Here is a 16,774-nt window from a genome sequence, read left to right as displayed (position 1 = left end):
CGCCTGCGTTTCTGACGCTTCTCTGCAGTCTTGAAGCCAACAACTTGCCACAACCCTCTGGAGTCCCCGTGAACCGCATCCTGCTGCCGACCATCCTCGCCGCCCTGCTGGCGTCCTGCGCACCCTCCATGACCGGCATCAGCGCCAGCCCCATCCGCGAGGGTCAGGTCTGGACTGTCACCGTGAACGACCACGTCACAACCCTGACCGCTGGGCCCACCACGTCCGGATCCACTGGCACCGTCTTCAACAACGGCGCCCTGCACGCCGACGGTGCCGCCAGCGTGAAAGACACCTTCGCGTACTCCCGGAAGACCGAGCTGCCCGCCTTCATGATGGTCGGCCAGTCGCGCGTGCAGGGCGCCGCACAGTCCGCGATCTGGTGCATCGTGCGGACGCCCACGGACACCCTGAACGCTGCACTGCCCGGCCTGTACCGCGAGGCGACACCCGCCGACTACGCGAAAGGGGAGGACGCGGTGCTGGCCAGCGTCTCCGACGGCATGTTCGAGTACGTCCTGGACAGCAGCCTCGCCCCCGTCAGCCCCTGTACCGTCACCCGTATCAAGTGAAGGTTCTGCTCCGTGGTGCGCTCCTCAGCGCCCTGCTCGCGTCCTGCGCGCCCACCCTGGGCGGCGAACCGGGCCTCATCCTGGTGCCCGGCCAAGTGTGGTCGGTGGCCATCGACGGCCACGACACGGTCACCCTCACCGTGGGATCCGCGCAGCGCAGCGTAAACCCACGGGTATCCGGGTACCTGCACCTCGCCTCGGCGGCGGACGCATCGGCCACGGTGGACACCTTCGCGGAGGGCGGCGCGGGGAACCCGGCGGCGTTCATCACCGCCATGCAGATCTGGTCGGACGGAATGGCGTCGCACGCGCTGTCGTGCACGGTGCGGTTCCCGTCTGGTGTGCCCGGAACAGCGCAGGCGGGCCTGGCGCGGGTGGTGGGCGAGGCGGAGTTCGCGAAGGACGATGACGCCGCCACCGATCAGGTGACGTCCGGCGTGGCCCGGTACGCGGCTACCGGCGTCATGGACGGCGGCGTGCCCTGCACCCTCACCCGTCTCAAGTAGCCCCCATCTCCAGTTGCCCTCCAGAGGTTCCCATGAAGAAACCCATCCTGTCTGCCCTGCTCCTCGGTTCCCTTCTCGCGTCGTGCGCTCCGTCCATGGCGGGCGCTGGCGCCCCGACAGTCGTCGCCCCGGGCCAGATATGGACGGTCGACGTGAGTGGCGGCGCCGTGAGCACCGTCACCGTCGGCGCCGCGAAACGACGGGATGGCTCGCAGATCGTCACGTACGTGTCTCCACTGCACGCGGACGGCGCCGCGTCCATCGAGGACAACGTGGGCTACGCCCCAGCCGGAGCCATGCCGGAGTTCATGGTGGTGGGGCAAACCCGCGTCGACGCCGGGAAGAAGACCGCGTTCACGTGCCTGCTCCGCAACCCGGTCGACACGCTCAACCGCCCGGAGATCGGCCTGTACCGCTTTGCCAGCGCCGATGATTTCGCCAAGAGCGAGGACAAGGCAGTGGACTCCTTGACCGACGGCATCTTGTCGTACCTCGAAGGCGGCCCGACGGCCGGCGACACCACCTGCACCTTGACCCGCGTCAAGTAACCCCTGTTCGAGGCTCGAGAACTGTCACCTGTGCCTCGCCCGCTGGTGCTGACAGGGTGCCTGGGCGACGGCGTGTCCAGGTTGGTGCAGACCAGGGCCGTGTTTACGGGTGCTATAGACGACTTGCCATGCTGTGGCGTTTCAGGCCGTTACTCGGGTCACCCCGCTCTGACTCTTCTGCTTGACTCTCTATCGCCAAACATTTAACGTACTGGTTAAATGAGCCAGCTCGATCAGACCTTCGCCGCCCTCGCCGACCCCACCCGGCGCGCCATCATCACCAACCTCGCCCACCAGGAACGCACAGCCGGCGAACTGGCCGCCCCCTTCGACATCTCGCTCCCCGCCATCTCCCGGCACCTGCGCGTCCTCCAGCAGGCCGCCCTCATCACGGCCGAACAACGCGGCAAGTACCGCGTCCACCGCCTCAACGGCCCCGCCTTCGTCGAGGCCACCGAGTGGCTTGAGACCTACCGGCGCTTCTGGAGCGACGGGCTCGACCGGCTCGAAGCGCACCTCAACCAAAAAGGAGCAGCCCGCGATGGCTCACCAGACGACGCCTGAACCCAGCATCGCCGGCGGGATCCTGGGAAACGACGCGTTTGAGATCACCCGGCACTTCACCGCCCCGCCGGAACGGGTGTTCGACGCCTGGGTCGGGGACGCGTGGGCCCAGTGGCTGCCCTTCCCACACGCGGTCGTGGAACGCCTCGACGTCCACACGCACGTGGGTGGCCACTACCACCTGACCATGCGGATGCCGAATGGGCAGCAGATGACGGCCTCGGGGGTCTACCGGGAAGTGCAGCGTCCGACCCGCCTGGTGTTCACCTGGCTGACCAGCCTGAGCGAGCACGCGTCGCTGGTCAGCGTGACCCTGCAGCCCAGTGGGGGCGGCACCCGGATGGTGTTGCGTCACGAGGGCCTGCCGATCCCAGAGCTGCGGGAGAGCCACCGCCGTGGGTGGTTGGGCGGGTTCGAGCGACTCGAACCCCTGCTGCTGACCCCGCAGGCCGCCCCATGACATATACCCGTGGATTCCGGCCGGAGATCAAGGGGCCACCGCAACGACCACAGCACGCGGAGGCTCCCACACGGCCACATTCGCCCCGGTGTGTCGTCCCGAACCGCCCTTTCTTGAGGAGATGACCATGTTCAGACCGAACAGTTCCACGACCACCGTCCTCGTCACCGGCGCGGCCGGGACGCTCGGACAGGCGCTCATTCCACTGCTCCTCGAGGCCGGCGCCACGGTGCGCGCCCTCAGCCGGCGGAGCGGGACGGATCAGCCAGGGCTGACATGGCTCCAGGGCGACGTCACGGATCCGGCAGCCCTGGAGCGGGCCGTTCAGGGCGTCGACGTGGTGGTGCACCTCGCCACCAACGCCCAGAAGGCCGGGGCCGATCTGGCAATGGGCCGGGCTGTGGTCACGGCCGCCAGGGCCGCGCGGGTGCCGCACCTGGTGTACATGAGCATCGTCTCGCTGGAGCGGATGCCGGGCGCGGCCTACTGCCGGGACAAACTCGCGGTGGAGCAGCTGGTGGTGGACAGTGGCGTCCCGCACACCATCCTCCGGGCCACGCAGTTCCACGAGCTGGTGGCGCTGATCCTGGGCATGCTGACCCTCGGGCCGGTGACCCTGGTGCCCAGTGGCGTGGCGCTGCAACCAGTGGACAGCCACGTGGTGGCCCAACGGCTGGCGGAGCTCACGCTGGGGGACGTGGCGGGGCGCGTGGAGGATCTGTATGGCCCGGAGGCCCTCACTTTCGAGCAGCTGGCGCAGGTGTTCCACCGTACCAGGGGGGTCAGGAAGGTCGTGTGGAGCGTGCCGATCCCCCTGCCGCTCTTCCGGGCGTGGCGGGGTGGCGCGGCCCTGCCGACCGGTGGACAGGCGGCGGGGCAATCCTGGAAGGCATGGTGTCAGTTGCAGTGGCCGGGCACCTTGGCCGGGGAACAGCGGGCCTGAAGGTCGTGCTGGAGCGACCTGGGGCAGGATCGACCTGGGGCAGGATCGACCACCTTCAGTGTTGACAGAGCAGACGCTCCTAGATCTCCGTGCGGGGCGCGAATCTGAGCCGCTTACCCGTGGTCGTGGTGAAAGGTTGTTTTGCCTTAACCAGCTCAGGGGAGGCTGACCCGCCGTGATGGACGCCAAGCCCTATCGCCACCGATTCGCAATGACGGTCATCCAGCACGCGATCTGGATGTACCACCGCTTCCCGATCAGCGACCGTGACGTTCAAGAATTGTCGCACCAGCGCGGCAGTCAGGTTGGCCATGAGACGCTCCGCGAATGGTGCATCAAGTTCAGCCCCTTGTTTGCATATGACCTTCGGCAGCGGGAACCCCACCGGGGTTCCCGCTGGTCTCTGGACAAGGTCTGCACGACGGTGGACGGGATTCGACACTGGCTCTGACGGGCCGTGGACGAGCACGGCTGTGTGCTTGATGTGCTGCTCCAGCGGCATCGGGATGCCACGGCGGCCAGAACCTTCCTGACCCTGTGCCTGGGTGAATACGATGTTCCAGGCGTCATTCACACGGATCAGCTGCGGAGTTATGGACCGGCGATCCGAGAGCTGGGGAACTTGGCGGACGTCGATCACCAGCAGGTGATCTCCACGGCGCGCTGCAACAATGTGACCCTGCAATCTCACCGATCAGATCAATACGGCGTCAGGAACGACAACAGCAGGGATTCAAGCGGCGGAAACGAGCCCATGACTTCCTTTGCCTGCACGCCAGCATCGAGAATCTCCACCATCACACCCGAACCAGCGTGCCCGCCTCCATCAGACGAAGCAATCAGAAGCAAGCGTTCCAGACGTGGTCAACGGTCGCGGCAGGGGTGGCCTGAATCTCAGGCCACCCCTGCCCTAAGCCTGCCGTGACGCCGGTTAAGGCAACACAACCGTCTCCGCTCAGTACGAGGCGCCAAGGCGCCCACAGGAACCAAACAGAGTGGCAAAGAGAGGTTCTGGCCAGTCTTGCCTGGTATCACGTGGCGTGGTGCTGAGCAGGCACAGGCAACTTGTTGGTCATGCACATTCTCCATGTCCCGCTGTCAGTGTTCAGCGGGCCTTCACGTTCTCCTGTTACGGCCTTTAGTTTCCTGCATTTCACCCAAACCCGTCCGTTGTGGACGATAACAGTGGCGGATGGCCGCGCCAATTGTCGAACACACGGCCCTGAAGGCCATACTGGAACTCCCCACTGGGACGGAGTTGAGTGACTGCGACTTGCAGACTGAGATTCAGTCGAGGCTGCCAGGCGGCGTGGCCTGTGACGATGTGGCCTCCATCCGCGAACTGGCATGGTACCTGGCCAGCCTGGGCTACCTGATGGTGGCTCGGGAGGAACCCGGCCTGTACCGGGTGCCGTGACCACAGTCTCACTGAGTGGCTGACGGGCCGGGCCCGATTCCCCAAGTCGGTTCGGCCATTCTGCTCCCAGTTGCCGCTCGCAGTGAAGCCAGGAGAGGGTCATCAGGCCCACCCGGCACTGCCCTGTTTCGTCGGATCCACCCAGAGATGAATGAAGGCGGACATGCGCCCTGATGTTCCACCAAAGCGCATAGCCGGTGGGTGGCGTGGTCTTCAGGGTCACGACGGTGGCCCGATCCAGGCTGGCAGTGGCTTCGCGAACCTCAAGCGTGGACGTCACCCGCGGTCAATCTGCATGGTTCCCCTGGATCATGGCTGGACGCCTGACATGGTTCACGCATTGCTCCATATCAGGTGTGTGATTCACAACGACATGCGCTCTGAAGGGCCCGGCTGCAGGTAGGCCCGGATGCCTTCGGGCGTCCAGATCTTCTCGGCCCTCACCCGGGCCAGGAGCAGGCCAGCGCCGGCGCAGGCCGCGGCGGTCACGGGATCGCCGGCGGTGTCCTCGAATTCAATGGCCAGCACCGGCTGGAGTTCCGGGAGCGCCACGACCACGTAATCCACCTGCCGTTCGCGCAGCCGGGCAGTCGTGGCCTTCTCCTGACGCGGGCTGTGCGTGGTGGTCACGAACAGGTCGTCCAGCCGGACGTTGCGGAACACCCGGTACTCTCGCCCCAGCGCCGCCTCCAGGCTGACCAGGAACCTCTGCTCATTGCCCGACAGGAAGTGCCGACGGCTGCGCACGGGGATGTGCTCGGACATGCCGCTCAGGTCAGCCGGACTCCGACGTGGAGCCCATGAGTTCAGTGACGCAGGCGGCTTGGGCTGCACGGATTGTGTACGGGGCTGGGCGTGATGTGGACGTGGTCGGATCCGGACTGTCGGCCCGAGGAGTGGGGGGACGAGTTCGGGTCGTCTCCGACTGCGTTTCATGCGCCGCCAACTGGCCACGAAGCCGCACACGAGAATGGTGAGCAGGATCAGGGTGGTGGGCAGGGTCATACCTCCACCATCGCCGCTAATGGGCGTTAAACCTCGGATAGCCCCAGTGGGTGCAGGGCGTTACAGCATGAACAGGCCAGGGCACAAGTCAGCCAGTGGGGGGCACGCTGGGGAGCTAGTAGTACGGTCAGCTGTGGTCTATACCGGAGTCCTGTGCCGGTCGCCACGATGCTGTGGGCACACCAGTGGCAGAAGGAACACTGGTGTGCCCGGATCTAGGCTCAGGGCTCGATAGGGTGGCCGGAGGCTGGATTGGCCTTCGTGTACTGCACGCTTTCTCTGACAACAGCCGCAGTCAAACGATGTTGTCGTCCGGGAAGTCGCTTCTGCAGCCGACATGATGTCCTGTGGAACCCAGGGGCCGTCTGTGCCATACCTGGGACGTGCGCCAGCCCCATTACGTTGCTCCCCTCCGCACCACGCGCCTGAACGCCACCCTCGGTATCGTCGTCAATCTCGTGCTGCTCGGCGTCCTGATCGCCAGGGCCGAGAGCGTTCTGGCGGTGCTCCTGGGTACCGCCATGGTCGTGGTGGTGATGCTGCAGGCCGAGCGTCAGGGCTGGGGGCCACTGACGCGGATGGCTGCTGGTGTCGCAGCGGGCGTTTTTACCTTCCTGGTGCTCAATCACTGACCTCAGCCCAGGCCGGAGTCCACACTCAATCGAGCGGGTCAAGGCTTGGCTCCGGCAGGAACTGGCCTTGTACCCGGACGGCCACTGCGAAGACCGTCCACCCCCAAAGGCAGTACAGGGTGGGGCATCCAGGTGGACGTAGCGCCACACCACCTGCAGGTTCGCGCCGTGGTCGGTGTTGAGTACCCGCAGCGCCATCTGTCCTCCAGCAGGCGCCCTTGGCACGTCGACAGCAACAGGAGAGCAGGGCCGGAACTGGTCGCCTGTTCGACGCGACCGGCCAGGTTCACTCCACGATCTGACGGCGTGGGGTGTCAGTCCTGTTCAAGGTCGTCCAGGGTCAGGCCGGCCGACCGGGCCGCGTCCAGCACCGCCGCCCACTGCCGGGGGATGGGCGACTCGATGGGTTGCCCATCGAAGTGCTGGCCATCCGGCCCGAGAATGCTCAAGGCGCCAGCGGCATCAATATCGACCGTGAACCCACGGGTTTCCAGGGCCTGCAGGTGGGTCAGAAGAACCTCCGACACCTGGCACATCATGGGTCACCGTAGCAGGGCTCCAGCCATGACCGGCATCATCAATCCTCCATCTTGCGGGGGAGAACCACCGTCATGGCGCCTCTAGTTCAGATGCTGGCGGCGTTCAGCCGAGCAGCAGCACCACGAGGATCACGTACGCCAGCACCAGGGCCATGACCCTCAGGTCGCGGAGCGCGGTTTGGCGGGAGGTGTGGGCAGACAAGGCCTCCGCAGACCGGCGCGAGATGACGCGGGATCGTCCCAGCGTGCCCCGCCGTGGGGCCACCTTCCAGGGTGCCGGCATGCGCGGTTCAACCACCGCCTCGGCGCGCTGCTCTCCAGCATCCTTCATGATCCCTTGACGGTATCCCACTGTTCGGCGGGTCACCATACACTTCTTGGTATTTCATTCAGATGCCCCCGGCGTATTCCCGTACCGTGCACCGATGGACATGCCCAAGGCAGGCTGGGAGGTACTGCAGGGCGTATACGCCTGGGCCACTGCCCACCCGCGTGTGGCGGTCACGACGGCCCATTTGCAGGATCTTGCGGTCGTGGCTGCGTTCGGGTTGACCACCAAGGAGTTGACGGGTCAGCTTCGGCTGCTGGAGTGCCACGGCCTGCTGGAAACCCATGCGGGGGCGTCAGAAGGACAGTGGCATCTCACGCCGCTCGGCCGCCGCACGATGGAGCGGTACCGGGACGAGCGGAATGGCGAGGGTAACGGCCGCCGCCGTGATCCTAGCCGAGCGCCAAGCTGACACAGCAGCGGCAAGGGATGGGATGTACCGCATAAGGGTGTATCGGGCAAACCTGAAGGTCAGGGTTCGAGGGGGCCACCTCATACGCGAAGCCCGGCCCTACTTCAATGTCTTTGCAGGAACGCAGGCATCCAGTCGTGGTCGGGTATCAATGGAGAACGGTCTCCTCACCAAGGCGAACCTTCCGTTCCTGCATCAGCTCACTGTGGTGCCAGTGCCGAGCCAAATCAGGGTGTCTTCCGGATCGCGTCAACCAGATTCAGAGTGAGCCTCGTGGCGGTGGACGGTTCGGCTCCATAAGCCTTGCTGGAGCTACAGACAAACTTGTGCTACAACAGAATACATCTTGGCAAAGTAGCTGAGAGGCAATCTGGAGAATTCAGCCGCCCTGTACCGGAGAACACGGATATGCCATCGGAGCCATGGCCAATCGTCCAAGGTTCATCGCGACACTCCGGATGACGTACAGCCCCGCCCTTTTGCCAGTTCGTCAGGAGTGCTTATGAATGGCAGCCGCGTCTCCAATTTCTCCTCGGCCGACGGCACGACCATTGCCTACGAGTGCCATGGCACGGGGCCGGCGCTGATCAGGGTCGACGGTGCCCTTCAACGCGGGGCTGGAACCGCGGCAAGCGCCGAGTACGCGGCCCTGCTCGGTTCCTCCTTCACCGTGGTTTCGTACGACCGACGCGGTCGCGGTGCCAGCACGGAGACTCCGGCCTCCACGGTCGAGCGGGAAGTGGAGGATCTGGAGGCCCTCGTCGAACAGGTGGGCGGGCAGGCCTTCGTGTGGGGGCACTCGTCCGGCGCGGCCCTGGCGATGCACACAGCCGTCCGGCTCGGCGGGAAGATCAGGAAGCTCGTGATGTACGAGCCACCCTACAATGACGATCCCGCCGCCCGGCAGTCGTGGCGAACGTACCGCGCGCAGCTGGATCTGGCCCTGCGGTCTGGACACGCTGGGGACGCGGTCAAGCTCTTCATGCGGAAGGTGGGCATGCCTGACGATCAGCTGACGCACCTGAGCCAATCCCCTGGCTGGGCGCACCTCGAAGCGGTCGGGGCCACCCTCGGGTACGACGCCGCAGTCATGGGCGAGGACGCCGCCGTTCCCCAGGCGCTCGCTGCCCGCGTTCACTGTCCCACCCTGATCCTGACGGGTGGCGACAGTGCCCCATTTTTCGCGGAGTCCGCCCGGAACCTGGCGAAGACCATCCCGAGGGGCGAATGCCGCACGCTGACAGGACAGGCTCACAACGTGTCGGCCACCGTGTTGGCCCCCGTCCTCACCGCCTTCTTCCTGGGTGACGAGCCGTCCAGCCGGGTGGGGTAGAAGGCCACGCTGTAAAGGGGCACCGGCACCGCTTTTCATAGAGAAGCCAGTGGTCACGTGGATCTGGGCGGTCGGCGTCGCCATCCGTTGCTGTGAGCTGGAGAGCCTGAGCGGTGCATCGGCCGCCGGGAAGGCCGTGTCCACGTGCTGGACGTCCAGCCAGGTTCGATCGCATATGGAAGGGTGGCCGTCACTATCGAACGGGAATTTTTCGCCAGGATCGGCCCCGACACTACCTCAACCCGCTGACGTGCGTGAATGTAATCAAGCCGATCGGCAGTGGGTGGGCAGGTCGAGTGCTAAGCAGGTCGCCGGACTTGCCATGCACGGGGCGACGGTCGCGCTCGGTGTTCTGCTGGCGGGTGCATCAGGTTCAGCATGAGATGGCTGAGGGAACGTCCGTGTGGCCTCGTGGCCCCGAACGGAGTCGTATGGTGGGCAGAACGTGAAACCGCGGGAATTGCGGGAGCTGATCACCGACGAACTGGCCCTCACCTGGCTGCAGGTGCCGGGCCACACCTTCTCGCCGGTCGCCTTCGCCCGGACGCAGGGCGTGAGCGCCGTGGACGTGGGTCGGGCCCTGCTGCGCCTCCAGGACGCGGGCCACGTGCTCCTGAGTCGGTCCGCGGGCGTGTCCGGCGTGACGGCAGTGCTGACCCCATTCGGGCAGCGCGACTGGGTAAGCGGGCTGGCCGCGTCGAGTCTGGCGGGTTCACGGGCCCAGATGCGCCAGGCCTACCAGTTCGTGCAGGCGGCCCAGCCGGTCACGGCGCAGGACGTGCAGGAACATCTGGCGTTGCCAGCCGAGCGGGTACATCAGTTGCTGCTGATGCTGCGCAGCCTCGGATCGATCCAGGCGGCGGTGGATGCGGAGGGACGGTTTACGGACGTCCGGGTGCATCCGCGCCTGCTCCGGCACCTCCTGGATGATCTGGTGGAGGCCTTGGAAGGTGAAGCGGATCAGGGATGATCGGAGCCGATCACGTCCTGCAACGGCCACCGTCAGGCGACCTGCGGTTCAATGAACCTGAGCTTCTCCAGGCGTGGTAGCCATCACCCTGGGCCGGCACTTTGCTCGTCGTGACTGGCGGGTGCGGGCCCGTAGGTCAGGAGCATCACGCCAGCACCGAGATCCCTTGACGAGACGAGGGTCAGCGGCAGCCTGTCTCCTCCCATGAAGAGGCGCTTGCCGCTTCCGAGCACCAGCGGAAAGACCATCAGCCGGAGTTCGTCCACCAGGCCATGTCGCAGGAGCGTCTGGACGAAGGTGCCGCTGCCGTACACCAGCAGCTGCCCACCGTCCTGCTGTTTGAGTGCACGCACGGCGGCGACAACGTCCCCGACCAACGGGGTGGCGTTCCATGCCAGCGAGCTCAGGGTGGTCGTGGCCACGTACTTCGGCAGGCTGTTCATGCGGTCGCCGAACGCTCCGGTGGCGGTAGGCCAGTACGCGGCAAAGCCCTCGTACGTCACGCGGCCCAGCAGCAGGGCGTCACTCTCGAACAATTCGTCTTGCTTGAACTGACCGTCATCTGGACTGTAGTCCCGGTGCCACGGGATGGAGTCTTCGTACACGCCGTCGAGGGTCAGGAACTCGGTCACGATCACCTTGCGCATGCGTTATCTTTCCACCGCCCGACATGAGACACTTCCTGCCCAGTCACGAGGTGCCTGGTTTCCCGGATCAATCGAGGAAGCCTGCTTCGTCCACAGCAGGGAAGGGTCAATGACGCAGAGATTCCGGGTCTCAATGGCCTGTGGGCAGATTTGTTGCGGCACGAGGTGCCGTTCGGCGCGACCCAGAGCCTGCTGCGTCACGCCAGCCACAGGTGTGATCAGGGCCGTTTCAGCAGGTAGACCGTTCCCAGCGGGTGGCGGGAGAGGCTGAACCCGCACCCTGACAGGCCATCACTTCAGCGCGGCCTCTTCCGTCGTGAAGCGCTGGACGGCCTGCTCGACATCAAGGTGCAGCAGGACGGCACTTCCCGTCCGGGAAAGGGGTCTCCTCCGCTCAGCGTGAGCCGAACCCCCGCCGCCGCCAGGGTGATGCAGCCGCGCATGCCCGTCGAGCCGATCAGCAGGCCGGTGCTAGGTGGCCGAGAACACTTCTATCAGGACGACTCTGGCCAGGTCATCGATGGTGGGCTGTTCCAGCGCGGCGGGGTCGAGGTCGCGGCCCAGGTCGCGTTGCAGGTCGTACAGGAGCTCCACGCTCATCAGCGAGTCGAAACCCAGGGCCACGAAACTCCGGCCCATGTCAAGGTCGGTGTCCAGGCCGCCGAGCTGGCGGATGGCCCTGATCTGCTGTTCCAGGTACTCCGTGAGTACCCTCGTCCGCCCGGTGCTGTCGAGGGGCGTCAGGGCGGCGAGCAGTTGCCCGGGAGTGGCGCTGGTGTTCAGGGCGGTCCAATCCGGTGTGGTGGTCATGGGTCTCCTGTGGAGTTTGTGGTTGTGGACTTGTCGCTGAGGATCTGGCTCAGTACCGGAGCAGCACGCTTGCCCACGACAGGCCGCTGCCGAAGCCGCTGAAGCACAGGAGGTCGCCGCGTCGGACACGACCCAGCGCCACCTGCTCGTGCAACAGCAGGGGAATCGAGGCCGAGACCGTGTTGCCCACCTGGGCCAGGTGACGCGGAAAACGGTCGTCGGTGAGGTGCAGGCGGGCGCGCAGGCCGTCGAGCACCATGTTCGACGCCTGATGGAACAGGTACTGCTTCACGTCGTCTGGCTGGGTGTCGTGGGCGCTCAGCAGGGCATGGATGTGGGGCGGCACCATCTGGTAGGTGAAGCTCAACATGGTCTTGCCGTTCATGTAGATGTGGTCGCGGGTGCGGCGGTTCGGGCCGTCCTGCTCGGCGGGAAGCGGTTCGGGCGGGGTGGGCAGGCGGGCGGCCCCGCCGGGCACGCAGAACGCTCCGTTCAGGGTTCCATCGGTGCCCCAGGCGCTGCCGAGGATGAACGAGGACTCGTCGCCCGGCCCCAGCCAGGTCACGGCCGCGCCGTCCCCGAAGAGCAGGCGGGTGGAGCGGTCGTCCGGGCTGATCAGTTTCGTGTAGGTGTCCGCATTGACGATCAGGACGTGTCTGGAACTTCCGGCGTGGATCAGCCCGGCAGCGACGGTCAGCGAGTACGTGAACCCGGAACACGCCAGGTTCACGTCGAAGGCCGCCACCGTCCGGGGCAGGCCCAGGCGGCCGTGCAGCACGCAGGCGTTCGGCGGCAGGCGGTGATCCGGTGTCTGCGTGCAGAAGATGATGGTGTCCACGGCCTCGCGGGCCTGCGGGTGCTGCGTGAACAGCTTCAGAACCGCCTGCTCGGCCAGGTCGAGCGCCGTCTCCCCGGGCGCGCTGATGTGCCGCTGCTCCACGCCGGTATGCCGGGCCGCTTCGGGGACGTTCCAGTCGGGGTGCTGGGCGTGCAGGTCGTCGTTCGTCTCCACGTGCGTGGGCAGGTGGACAGACACCGCGTGAATGCGGGCGCGGATCATGGCGTGGCCGCATTCACGGCGGTGGGCGGCGCGCCCTTGAGGTGCGCGATATGCGCCTCGGTCAGTTCCTCCACGCGCCCCTGCATCAGGGCGGTCTGCAGCAGCGGCACGCGGTACGCGCCCTCCGGCGTGAGGTGAATGGCGTGGTCGTCCACGGTCACGAACCCCAGGTCCTGGGCGGCCTGCCAGATACCGGGGAACTCGTCCAGCACGTCCCGCCCGAAGTTGGCACGGTAACTGGCGCGGTCGACGTGGAGGGACTGCAGGTTGCGGAACAGCGAGGACAGGCGCATGTCGGCCGCCTCGCGGGCGAACCCGACCTCCACTGGGAGCGTCCCGGCGTCCAGCGCGGCGTAATACCCGGTCAGGGTGCGGGCGTTCATGAAGGTGTGGCCACCCTGGGCCCGCCAGTGGTCGGGAAAATCGCTGATGGCGGCGTAGCCCCAGCCCCAGACGTCGTGCGCGTCGAAACTGCGGCGGCACTCCTCGTAGACGAAGTCGGTGCCATCCCCCTTCTGGAAGTCGTAGGGTGTGAGCTGCCCGTACCCTCCCGCGAGCAGGAGCTCCCGCGCCAGGTGGTACATCTCCCGGGTCAGCTCCGGGCTGGGCAGTTCATGGCGGCGGTGCAGGGCGAAATCGGTCACGCCGCCCACGTTCAGCTCGTAGTGCGTGATGTGCTCCACGCCGGTCGCCATCAGGTCGCGGATGTCCCGCTCCAGATGGGCCAGCGTCTGCTGCGGCCAGCCAAAAATGAGGTCCACGTTGCAGCCCAGTCCCAGTTCCTGCGCCCACGCCACCGCCTGAACCACGTGCTGCGGTTTTTGCTTGCGGCCACTGAGCAGGCTGAGTTCCAGGTTGAGCTGCTGCGCGCCCATGCTGATGCGCGTCACCCCGTGTTCCCGCATCACCGCCAGCTTGTCGCGGCTGAACAGCTGCGGAATCCCCTCCAGCGTGATCGGCGTCCCGGCCCGCAGGTTCGGCAGCAGGTCGTGGATCAGGCCCAGCAGGCGCGGGTACTGCTCCACCTTGAGCAGGTTCGGCGTGCCCCCACCGATGAAGATGCTCACCGGCTGCAACGCCCGCCAGCGGTCGCGGTAGAGTTCGCCCTCACGGGCCAGGTAGTCCAGGTACACGTCGAGCTGATCGGCCCGCCTGTACTCCTCGGTGGGAAACAGACAGTACCCGCACTGCGACGGCTCGGTCGTCAGGCAGAAGGGCAGCGCCACGTACAGCTCACAGCTGGGCGCGGCCTGCACGGCGCCGGTGGCCGACAGCGTCCGGACGTCCAGCGGCGTGTGCTGGGTGGCCCGCCAGAACCGCGGCGACGGGAAACTGTGGAGCACCTTGTTCACCTGCCGCTGCGCCACCTTCGTGTCCATGAAGCGGCGCGCCGCGCTGGCCGTACTCAGATCAAGTCGGGACATCCACACTCCTTTGCCCGGGGGCCGTCAGCGGAACCGCAGCGGGCCGGTCGTCTTCGCGTGCCGCGCCGCGTGCAGGTCGAGAGTCTTGTCCGGGAACAGCATCATCAGGGTGCAGACCTTCGGGATGGGCACGAAGCCGCACGCGGCGAAGGTGGCGCCGTGTCGCCAGTCGGAGGTCGGGGCGATGCTCACCCACGCGCCCCTCGCCGCACTGGCGTGGGCCGTGGCGTTCAGCAGCGTGCGGCGCTGCTCCGGGTTCAGGTCATTCATCAGCAGCAGGTCGATCACCTCGGCGGGAATGACCCCCCGGCTCCGGAGGGGCCAGGGGAACGACGTGCTGAAGCCCCCCACCCGCTCCTGCAGCGGGAAGACCAGCGTGTGGGCGCCGGTCAATTCGGTGCGGAGGGCGCCGGGCTCCCACAGCTGCGCCACGCTGGAGTGCAGCGCCGCCCGGTCGAGCAGCAGGTGCGCCGCCACCGCGTCCGCCGCCGTGAAGGGGCGCACCCCGCAGCGATCCTGTGGCGGCCGTTGCAGCACCGACAGGGCGCGCAGGCCCAGCGCCTCGGCCGCGTGATCCATGACCGCCGCCATCCGGCGGGGCTGGAGGAAGCGCATCCAGAAGCCCACCGAACGCAGGGTCGTGTACTTCGTGGGGAAGGCCTTCTCGAAGCGCGACCAGAACTGGTACGCCGGCGCCGAACGGGACGAGTTCACGTAGCCCAGCATGAACGCCAGCGCCTGCTCCCGGTGCGCCCGCTCCAGCGCCGCCAGCAGGCGGCGGGCCACCCCACGCGCCGCGTACTCCGGGTGAACGCTGAAATAACTGCCCTGACTGCCCCGCCACGCCTGCCCCGCCACCCGGAGCGTCACGTGATCGGCCAGGAAGCACCCCACCAGCCGCGCGCCGTCCCACGCCGACAGGTGCAGGCTGTGGTCGGGAACCCCAAGGACCTGCCACTGCAGGCCGGGGCCGTCATACACGGGAATCAGGTCGCGGGCCAGATACCGCCCCTGCCACGACGCATTGATGAGCGCGGCCAGTTCCGCCGCATCACCGTCGAACGGCCGGATCTCAATCATGCGGGACGCTCCTGGTCACGCGAAGGCCCCGTGCGCCTGCATCGAGGTGAGGCTTTCGCGCAGGCCGTGAATGATCTGGTCGGTGTCGGCGGTGGAGTGGGCAGCGCTGAGGTCGACGGTGGGCAGGCCCTCGGCGTAGACGCCCTGCAGGCGCAGGTAGAGGGTGAGCAGGCGGGCGGCCCGCACGTTGCCCAGGGTGAAGCGGCGGAAGTACGCGCGGGCGGGGTTGGCGGCGTCGGCGGCGCTGAGGCCGGTGGGATCCGGGGGATCCACGTTCACGCTGAGCATGCTGTACAGGCGCGGGTGGCCGTCCACGGTCACGGGCAGGCCGAGGTCGGTGGCCACGGCGTTCACCGCTGCCCGAATGCGCTGGTGGTGGGCGTCGATGGCGCAGAACAGCGTCTCGCCGCCCGCCTGGATGGCCCTCAGCTGGTGCAGGGCCGCCGTGACGCTCAGGGCGTTCCCGGCGGTGGTCGTGCTGATCCACACGCGGGAGCTGACGTAATCGTCGAGCAGGCCCGCGGTGCTGGCCTGCGTCATCAGCTCCGCCCGCCCGGCCACGAGGCTGATGGGCAGGCCCAGGCCGCCCGTGATCTTCCCGAAGCAGTGCAGGTCGGCCTCGACGCCGAAGGCCTGCGCGATGCCGCCGGGAGCGAGCCGAAAGCCGGTGACCACCTCATCCGCGATCAGGGGCACCTCCAGCTCCTGCGTCACGGCGCGCACCTGCCGCGCGAACTGGGCCGCGCCGTCCAGGTCGTTCATCATGAACCGTGGCACGGGGTCGAGCAGCACGCCCGCCAGCTCGTGTGCGTGGTCGCGGATGAGCTGCAGGGCCAGCGGATCGCCGTAGGGCAGGATCAGGAATTCATCGCCGTGCAGGCGGTTCATGCCGGCGGTCGCCAGTTCCGGCGCGATGGCGTGCAGCGGCCCCTGCGCCATGCGGCCCGCCCAGGTAGGCGCGGTGTTCACCAGCCCCGGCTCGTGCCAGCCATGGTAACAGCCCTCGAACTTGGCGATCACGCTGCGCCGCGTCCGGGCGCGGCACAGCCGCACGGCCGCCAGAACGGCGTCTGCGCCGGCGTGCAGGAAGGCCGCCCGTTCGGCGCCTGGCACGAGCTGCTGCACCAGCTCGGCCAGTTCCACCTGCGCCGGCACGAAGTACCCTGCCCCCGGCGTGCTGCCCAGCGCGGCCGCCACGCCCGCCACGACCTGCGGGGGATTGTGGCCCAGGATGCCCGCCGTGTAGCCCATGTGCACGTCCACGTAGTCGTGGCCGTCCACGCAGGCGATCCGCCCGCCCTGGGCCCGGGCCACGCACAGCGGCAGCACCGGGCTGAAGTAGGGAAGCTGTGAGCGCCCCGCACTTGCGCTCTCCAGGCTGCGCGCATGCCACTCCAGCGACGTCCGCTGCCTCACCGCCACCTGCTGCACCACGCCCATGACCGAGCGGTTTCCTGCACAGAGCGTCGCCAGCGCCCGCCGCTGCTCCCCCGTGACCACCAGCGGCGCGGACGTCATGGCATG

20 protein-coding genes and 1 pseudogene are annotated in these 16,774 nt (G+C 67.1%); 12 read left to right on the top strand and 9 right to left on the bottom strand.

Features of this window, described 5'->3' with window-relative positions:
- Nucleotides 1–68: 68 nt before the first annotated feature.
- The 8 genes and pseudogenes from E7T09_RS16810 (at nucleotide 69) to E7T09_RS21990 (ending at nucleotide 5,010) form a co-directional block, all read left to right on the top strand.
- Complete coding sequence (locus tag E7T09_RS16810; protein ID WP_136390344.1) at nucleotides 69–572, top strand: hypothetical protein; 504 nt, start codon at nucleotides 69–71, stop codon at nucleotides 570–572.
- Nucleotides 569–1,078 (top strand): hypothetical protein, encoded by a 510-nt coding sequence (locus E7T09_RS16805; RefSeq protein ID WP_136390343.1) that lies wholly within the window; start codon nucleotides 569–571, stop codon nucleotides 1,076–1,078. The genes E7T09_RS16810 and E7T09_RS16805 overlap by 4 nt, the downstream gene beginning before the upstream one ends.
- A gap of 32 nt (nucleotides 1,079–1,110) precedes the next feature.
- Nucleotides 1,111–1,626, top strand: a complete 516-nt coding sequence (locus tag E7T09_RS16800) for a hypothetical protein (protein ID WP_136390342.1) — start codon at nucleotides 1,111–1,113, stop codon at nucleotides 1,624–1,626.
- A gap of 219 nt (nucleotides 1,627–1,845) precedes the next feature.
- The gene (locus E7T09_RS16795; RefSeq protein WP_136390341.1) at nucleotides 1,846–2,190 is read left to right on the top strand and encodes a helix-turn-helix transcriptional regulator; all 345 of its coding nucleotides are present in this window, start codon (nucleotides 1,846–1,848) and stop codon (nucleotides 2,188–2,190) included.
- A complete protein-coding gene (locus tag E7T09_RS16790) occupies nucleotides 2,168–2,650 on the top strand; it encodes an SRPBCC domain-containing protein (protein WP_136390340.1) in 483 nt (160 codons plus the stop codon). Before E7T09_RS16795 ends, E7T09_RS16790 begins: the two co-directional genes overlap by 23 nt.
- Nucleotides 2,651–2,777: 127 nt before the next feature.
- Nucleotides 2,778–3,593 (top strand): SDR family oxidoreductase, encoded by an 816-nt coding sequence (locus E7T09_RS16785; RefSeq protein WP_168734904.1) that lies wholly within the window; start codon nucleotides 2,778–2,780, stop codon nucleotides 3,591–3,593.
- A 175-nt stretch (nucleotides 3,594–3,768) separates the two neighbouring features.
- Nucleotides 3,769–4,484, top strand: a pseudogene (locus E7T09_RS16780) (IS6 family transposase).
- Between the two features lie 382 nt (nucleotides 4,485–4,866).
- A complete protein-coding gene (locus E7T09_RS21990; protein ID WP_168734903.1) occupies nucleotides 4,867–5,010 on the top strand; it encodes a hypothetical protein in 144 nt (47 codons plus the stop codon).
- A gap of 363 nt (nucleotides 5,011–5,373) precedes the next feature.
- Here the strand turns inward: E7T09_RS21990 and E7T09_RS21985 are convergent, their stop codons facing one another.
- Nucleotides 5,374–5,775 carry a DUF2726 domain-containing protein gene (locus E7T09_RS21985; protein ID WP_168734902.1) on the bottom strand — a complete coding sequence of 134 codons (402 nt, stop codon included), beginning with the start codon at nucleotides 5,773–5,775 and terminating at the stop codon, nucleotides 5,374–5,376.
- 623 nt (nucleotides 5,776–6,398) lie between these two features.
- Here E7T09_RS21985 and E7T09_RS16770 point away from each other — a divergent pair.
- Nucleotides 6,399–6,647, top strand: a complete 249-nt coding sequence (locus tag E7T09_RS16770) for a hypothetical protein (protein WP_136390337.1) — start codon at nucleotides 6,399–6,401, stop codon at nucleotides 6,645–6,647.
- 314 nt (nucleotides 6,648–6,961) lie between these two features.
- On the opposite strand, the gene E7T09_RS16765 is transcribed toward E7T09_RS16770, so the two are convergent.
- Nucleotides 6,962–7,174, bottom strand: coding sequence for a hypothetical protein (locus E7T09_RS16765; RefSeq protein WP_136390336.1), 213 nt, complete (start codon nucleotides 7,172–7,174; stop codon nucleotides 6,962–6,964).
- 115 nt (nucleotides 7,175–7,289) lie between these two features.
- Nucleotides 7,290–7,517, bottom strand: coding sequence for a hypothetical protein (locus E7T09_RS16760; RefSeq protein WP_136390335.1), 228 nt, complete (start codon nucleotides 7,515–7,517; stop codon nucleotides 7,290–7,292).
- Between the two features lie 94 nt (nucleotides 7,518–7,611).
- On the opposite strand from E7T09_RS16760, the gene E7T09_RS16755 reads away from it, so the two are divergent.
- From E7T09_RS16755 to E7T09_RS16745, 3 genes are all read left to right on the top strand, one after another.
- Entirely contained in the window at nucleotides 7,612–7,926 is a 315-nt protein-coding gene (locus E7T09_RS16755; protein ID WP_136390334.1) for a hypothetical protein, read from the top strand.
- A 502-nt stretch (nucleotides 7,927–8,428) separates the two neighbouring features.
- Nucleotides 8,429–9,259, top strand: coding sequence for an alpha/beta fold hydrolase (locus tag E7T09_RS16750; RefSeq protein ID WP_136390333.1), 831 nt, complete (start codon nucleotides 8,429–8,431; stop codon nucleotides 9,257–9,259).
- Between the two features lie 445 nt (nucleotides 9,260–9,704).
- Complete coding sequence (locus E7T09_RS16745; RefSeq protein WP_136390332.1) at nucleotides 9,705–10,229, top strand: hypothetical protein; 525 nt, start codon at nucleotides 9,705–9,707, stop codon at nucleotides 10,227–10,229.
- Nucleotides 10,230–10,312: 83 nt separating this feature from the next.
- Here the strand turns inward: E7T09_RS16745 and E7T09_RS16740 are convergent, their stop codons facing one another.
- The 6 genes from E7T09_RS16740 to E7T09_RS16715 form a co-directional block, all read right to left on the bottom strand.
- Nucleotides 10,313–10,876, bottom strand: a complete 564-nt coding sequence (locus E7T09_RS16740; RefSeq protein ID WP_136390331.1) for a dihydrofolate reductase family protein — start codon at nucleotides 10,874–10,876, stop codon at nucleotides 10,313–10,315.
- 471 nt (nucleotides 10,877–11,347) lie between these two features.
- Nucleotides 11,348–11,686: an acyl carrier protein gene (locus tag E7T09_RS16735; protein WP_136390330.1), complete on the bottom strand. Its 339-nt coding sequence runs from the start codon at nucleotides 11,684–11,686 to the stop codon at nucleotides 11,348–11,350.
- Between the two features lie 49 nt (nucleotides 11,687–11,735).
- A complete protein-coding gene (locus E7T09_RS16730) occupies nucleotides 11,736–12,746 on the bottom strand; it encodes a ketoacyl-ACP synthase III (RefSeq protein ID WP_136390329.1) in 1,011 nt (336 codons plus the stop codon).
- A complete protein-coding gene (locus E7T09_RS16725; protein ID WP_136390328.1) occupies nucleotides 12,743–14,170 on the bottom strand; it encodes a coproporphyrinogen-III oxidase family protein in 1,428 nt (475 codons plus the stop codon). The genes E7T09_RS16730 and E7T09_RS16725 overlap by 4 nt, the downstream gene beginning before the upstream one ends.
- A gap of 24 nt (nucleotides 14,171–14,194) precedes the next feature.
- Nucleotides 14,195–15,250, bottom strand: a complete 1,056-nt coding sequence (locus tag E7T09_RS16720; protein ID WP_136390327.1) for a GNAT family N-acetyltransferase — start codon at nucleotides 15,248–15,250, stop codon at nucleotides 14,195–14,197.
- A gap of 15 nt (nucleotides 15,251–15,265) precedes the next feature.
- Nucleotides 15,266–16,768 (bottom strand): aminotransferase class III-fold pyridoxal phosphate-dependent enzyme, encoded by a 1,503-nt coding sequence (locus tag E7T09_RS16715; RefSeq protein WP_136390326.1) that lies wholly within the window; start codon nucleotides 16,766–16,768, stop codon nucleotides 15,266–15,268.
- Nucleotides 16,769–16,774: the final 6 nt, after the last annotated feature.

Source organism: Deinococcus sp. KSM4-11 (assembly GCF_004801415.1).
Lineage (GTDB): Bacteria > Deinococcota > Deinococci > Deinococcales > Deinococcaceae > Deinococcus.
Note: the sequence above shows the minus strand (reverse complement) of the source record. Positions and strands in the feature narration are given on the sequence as shown.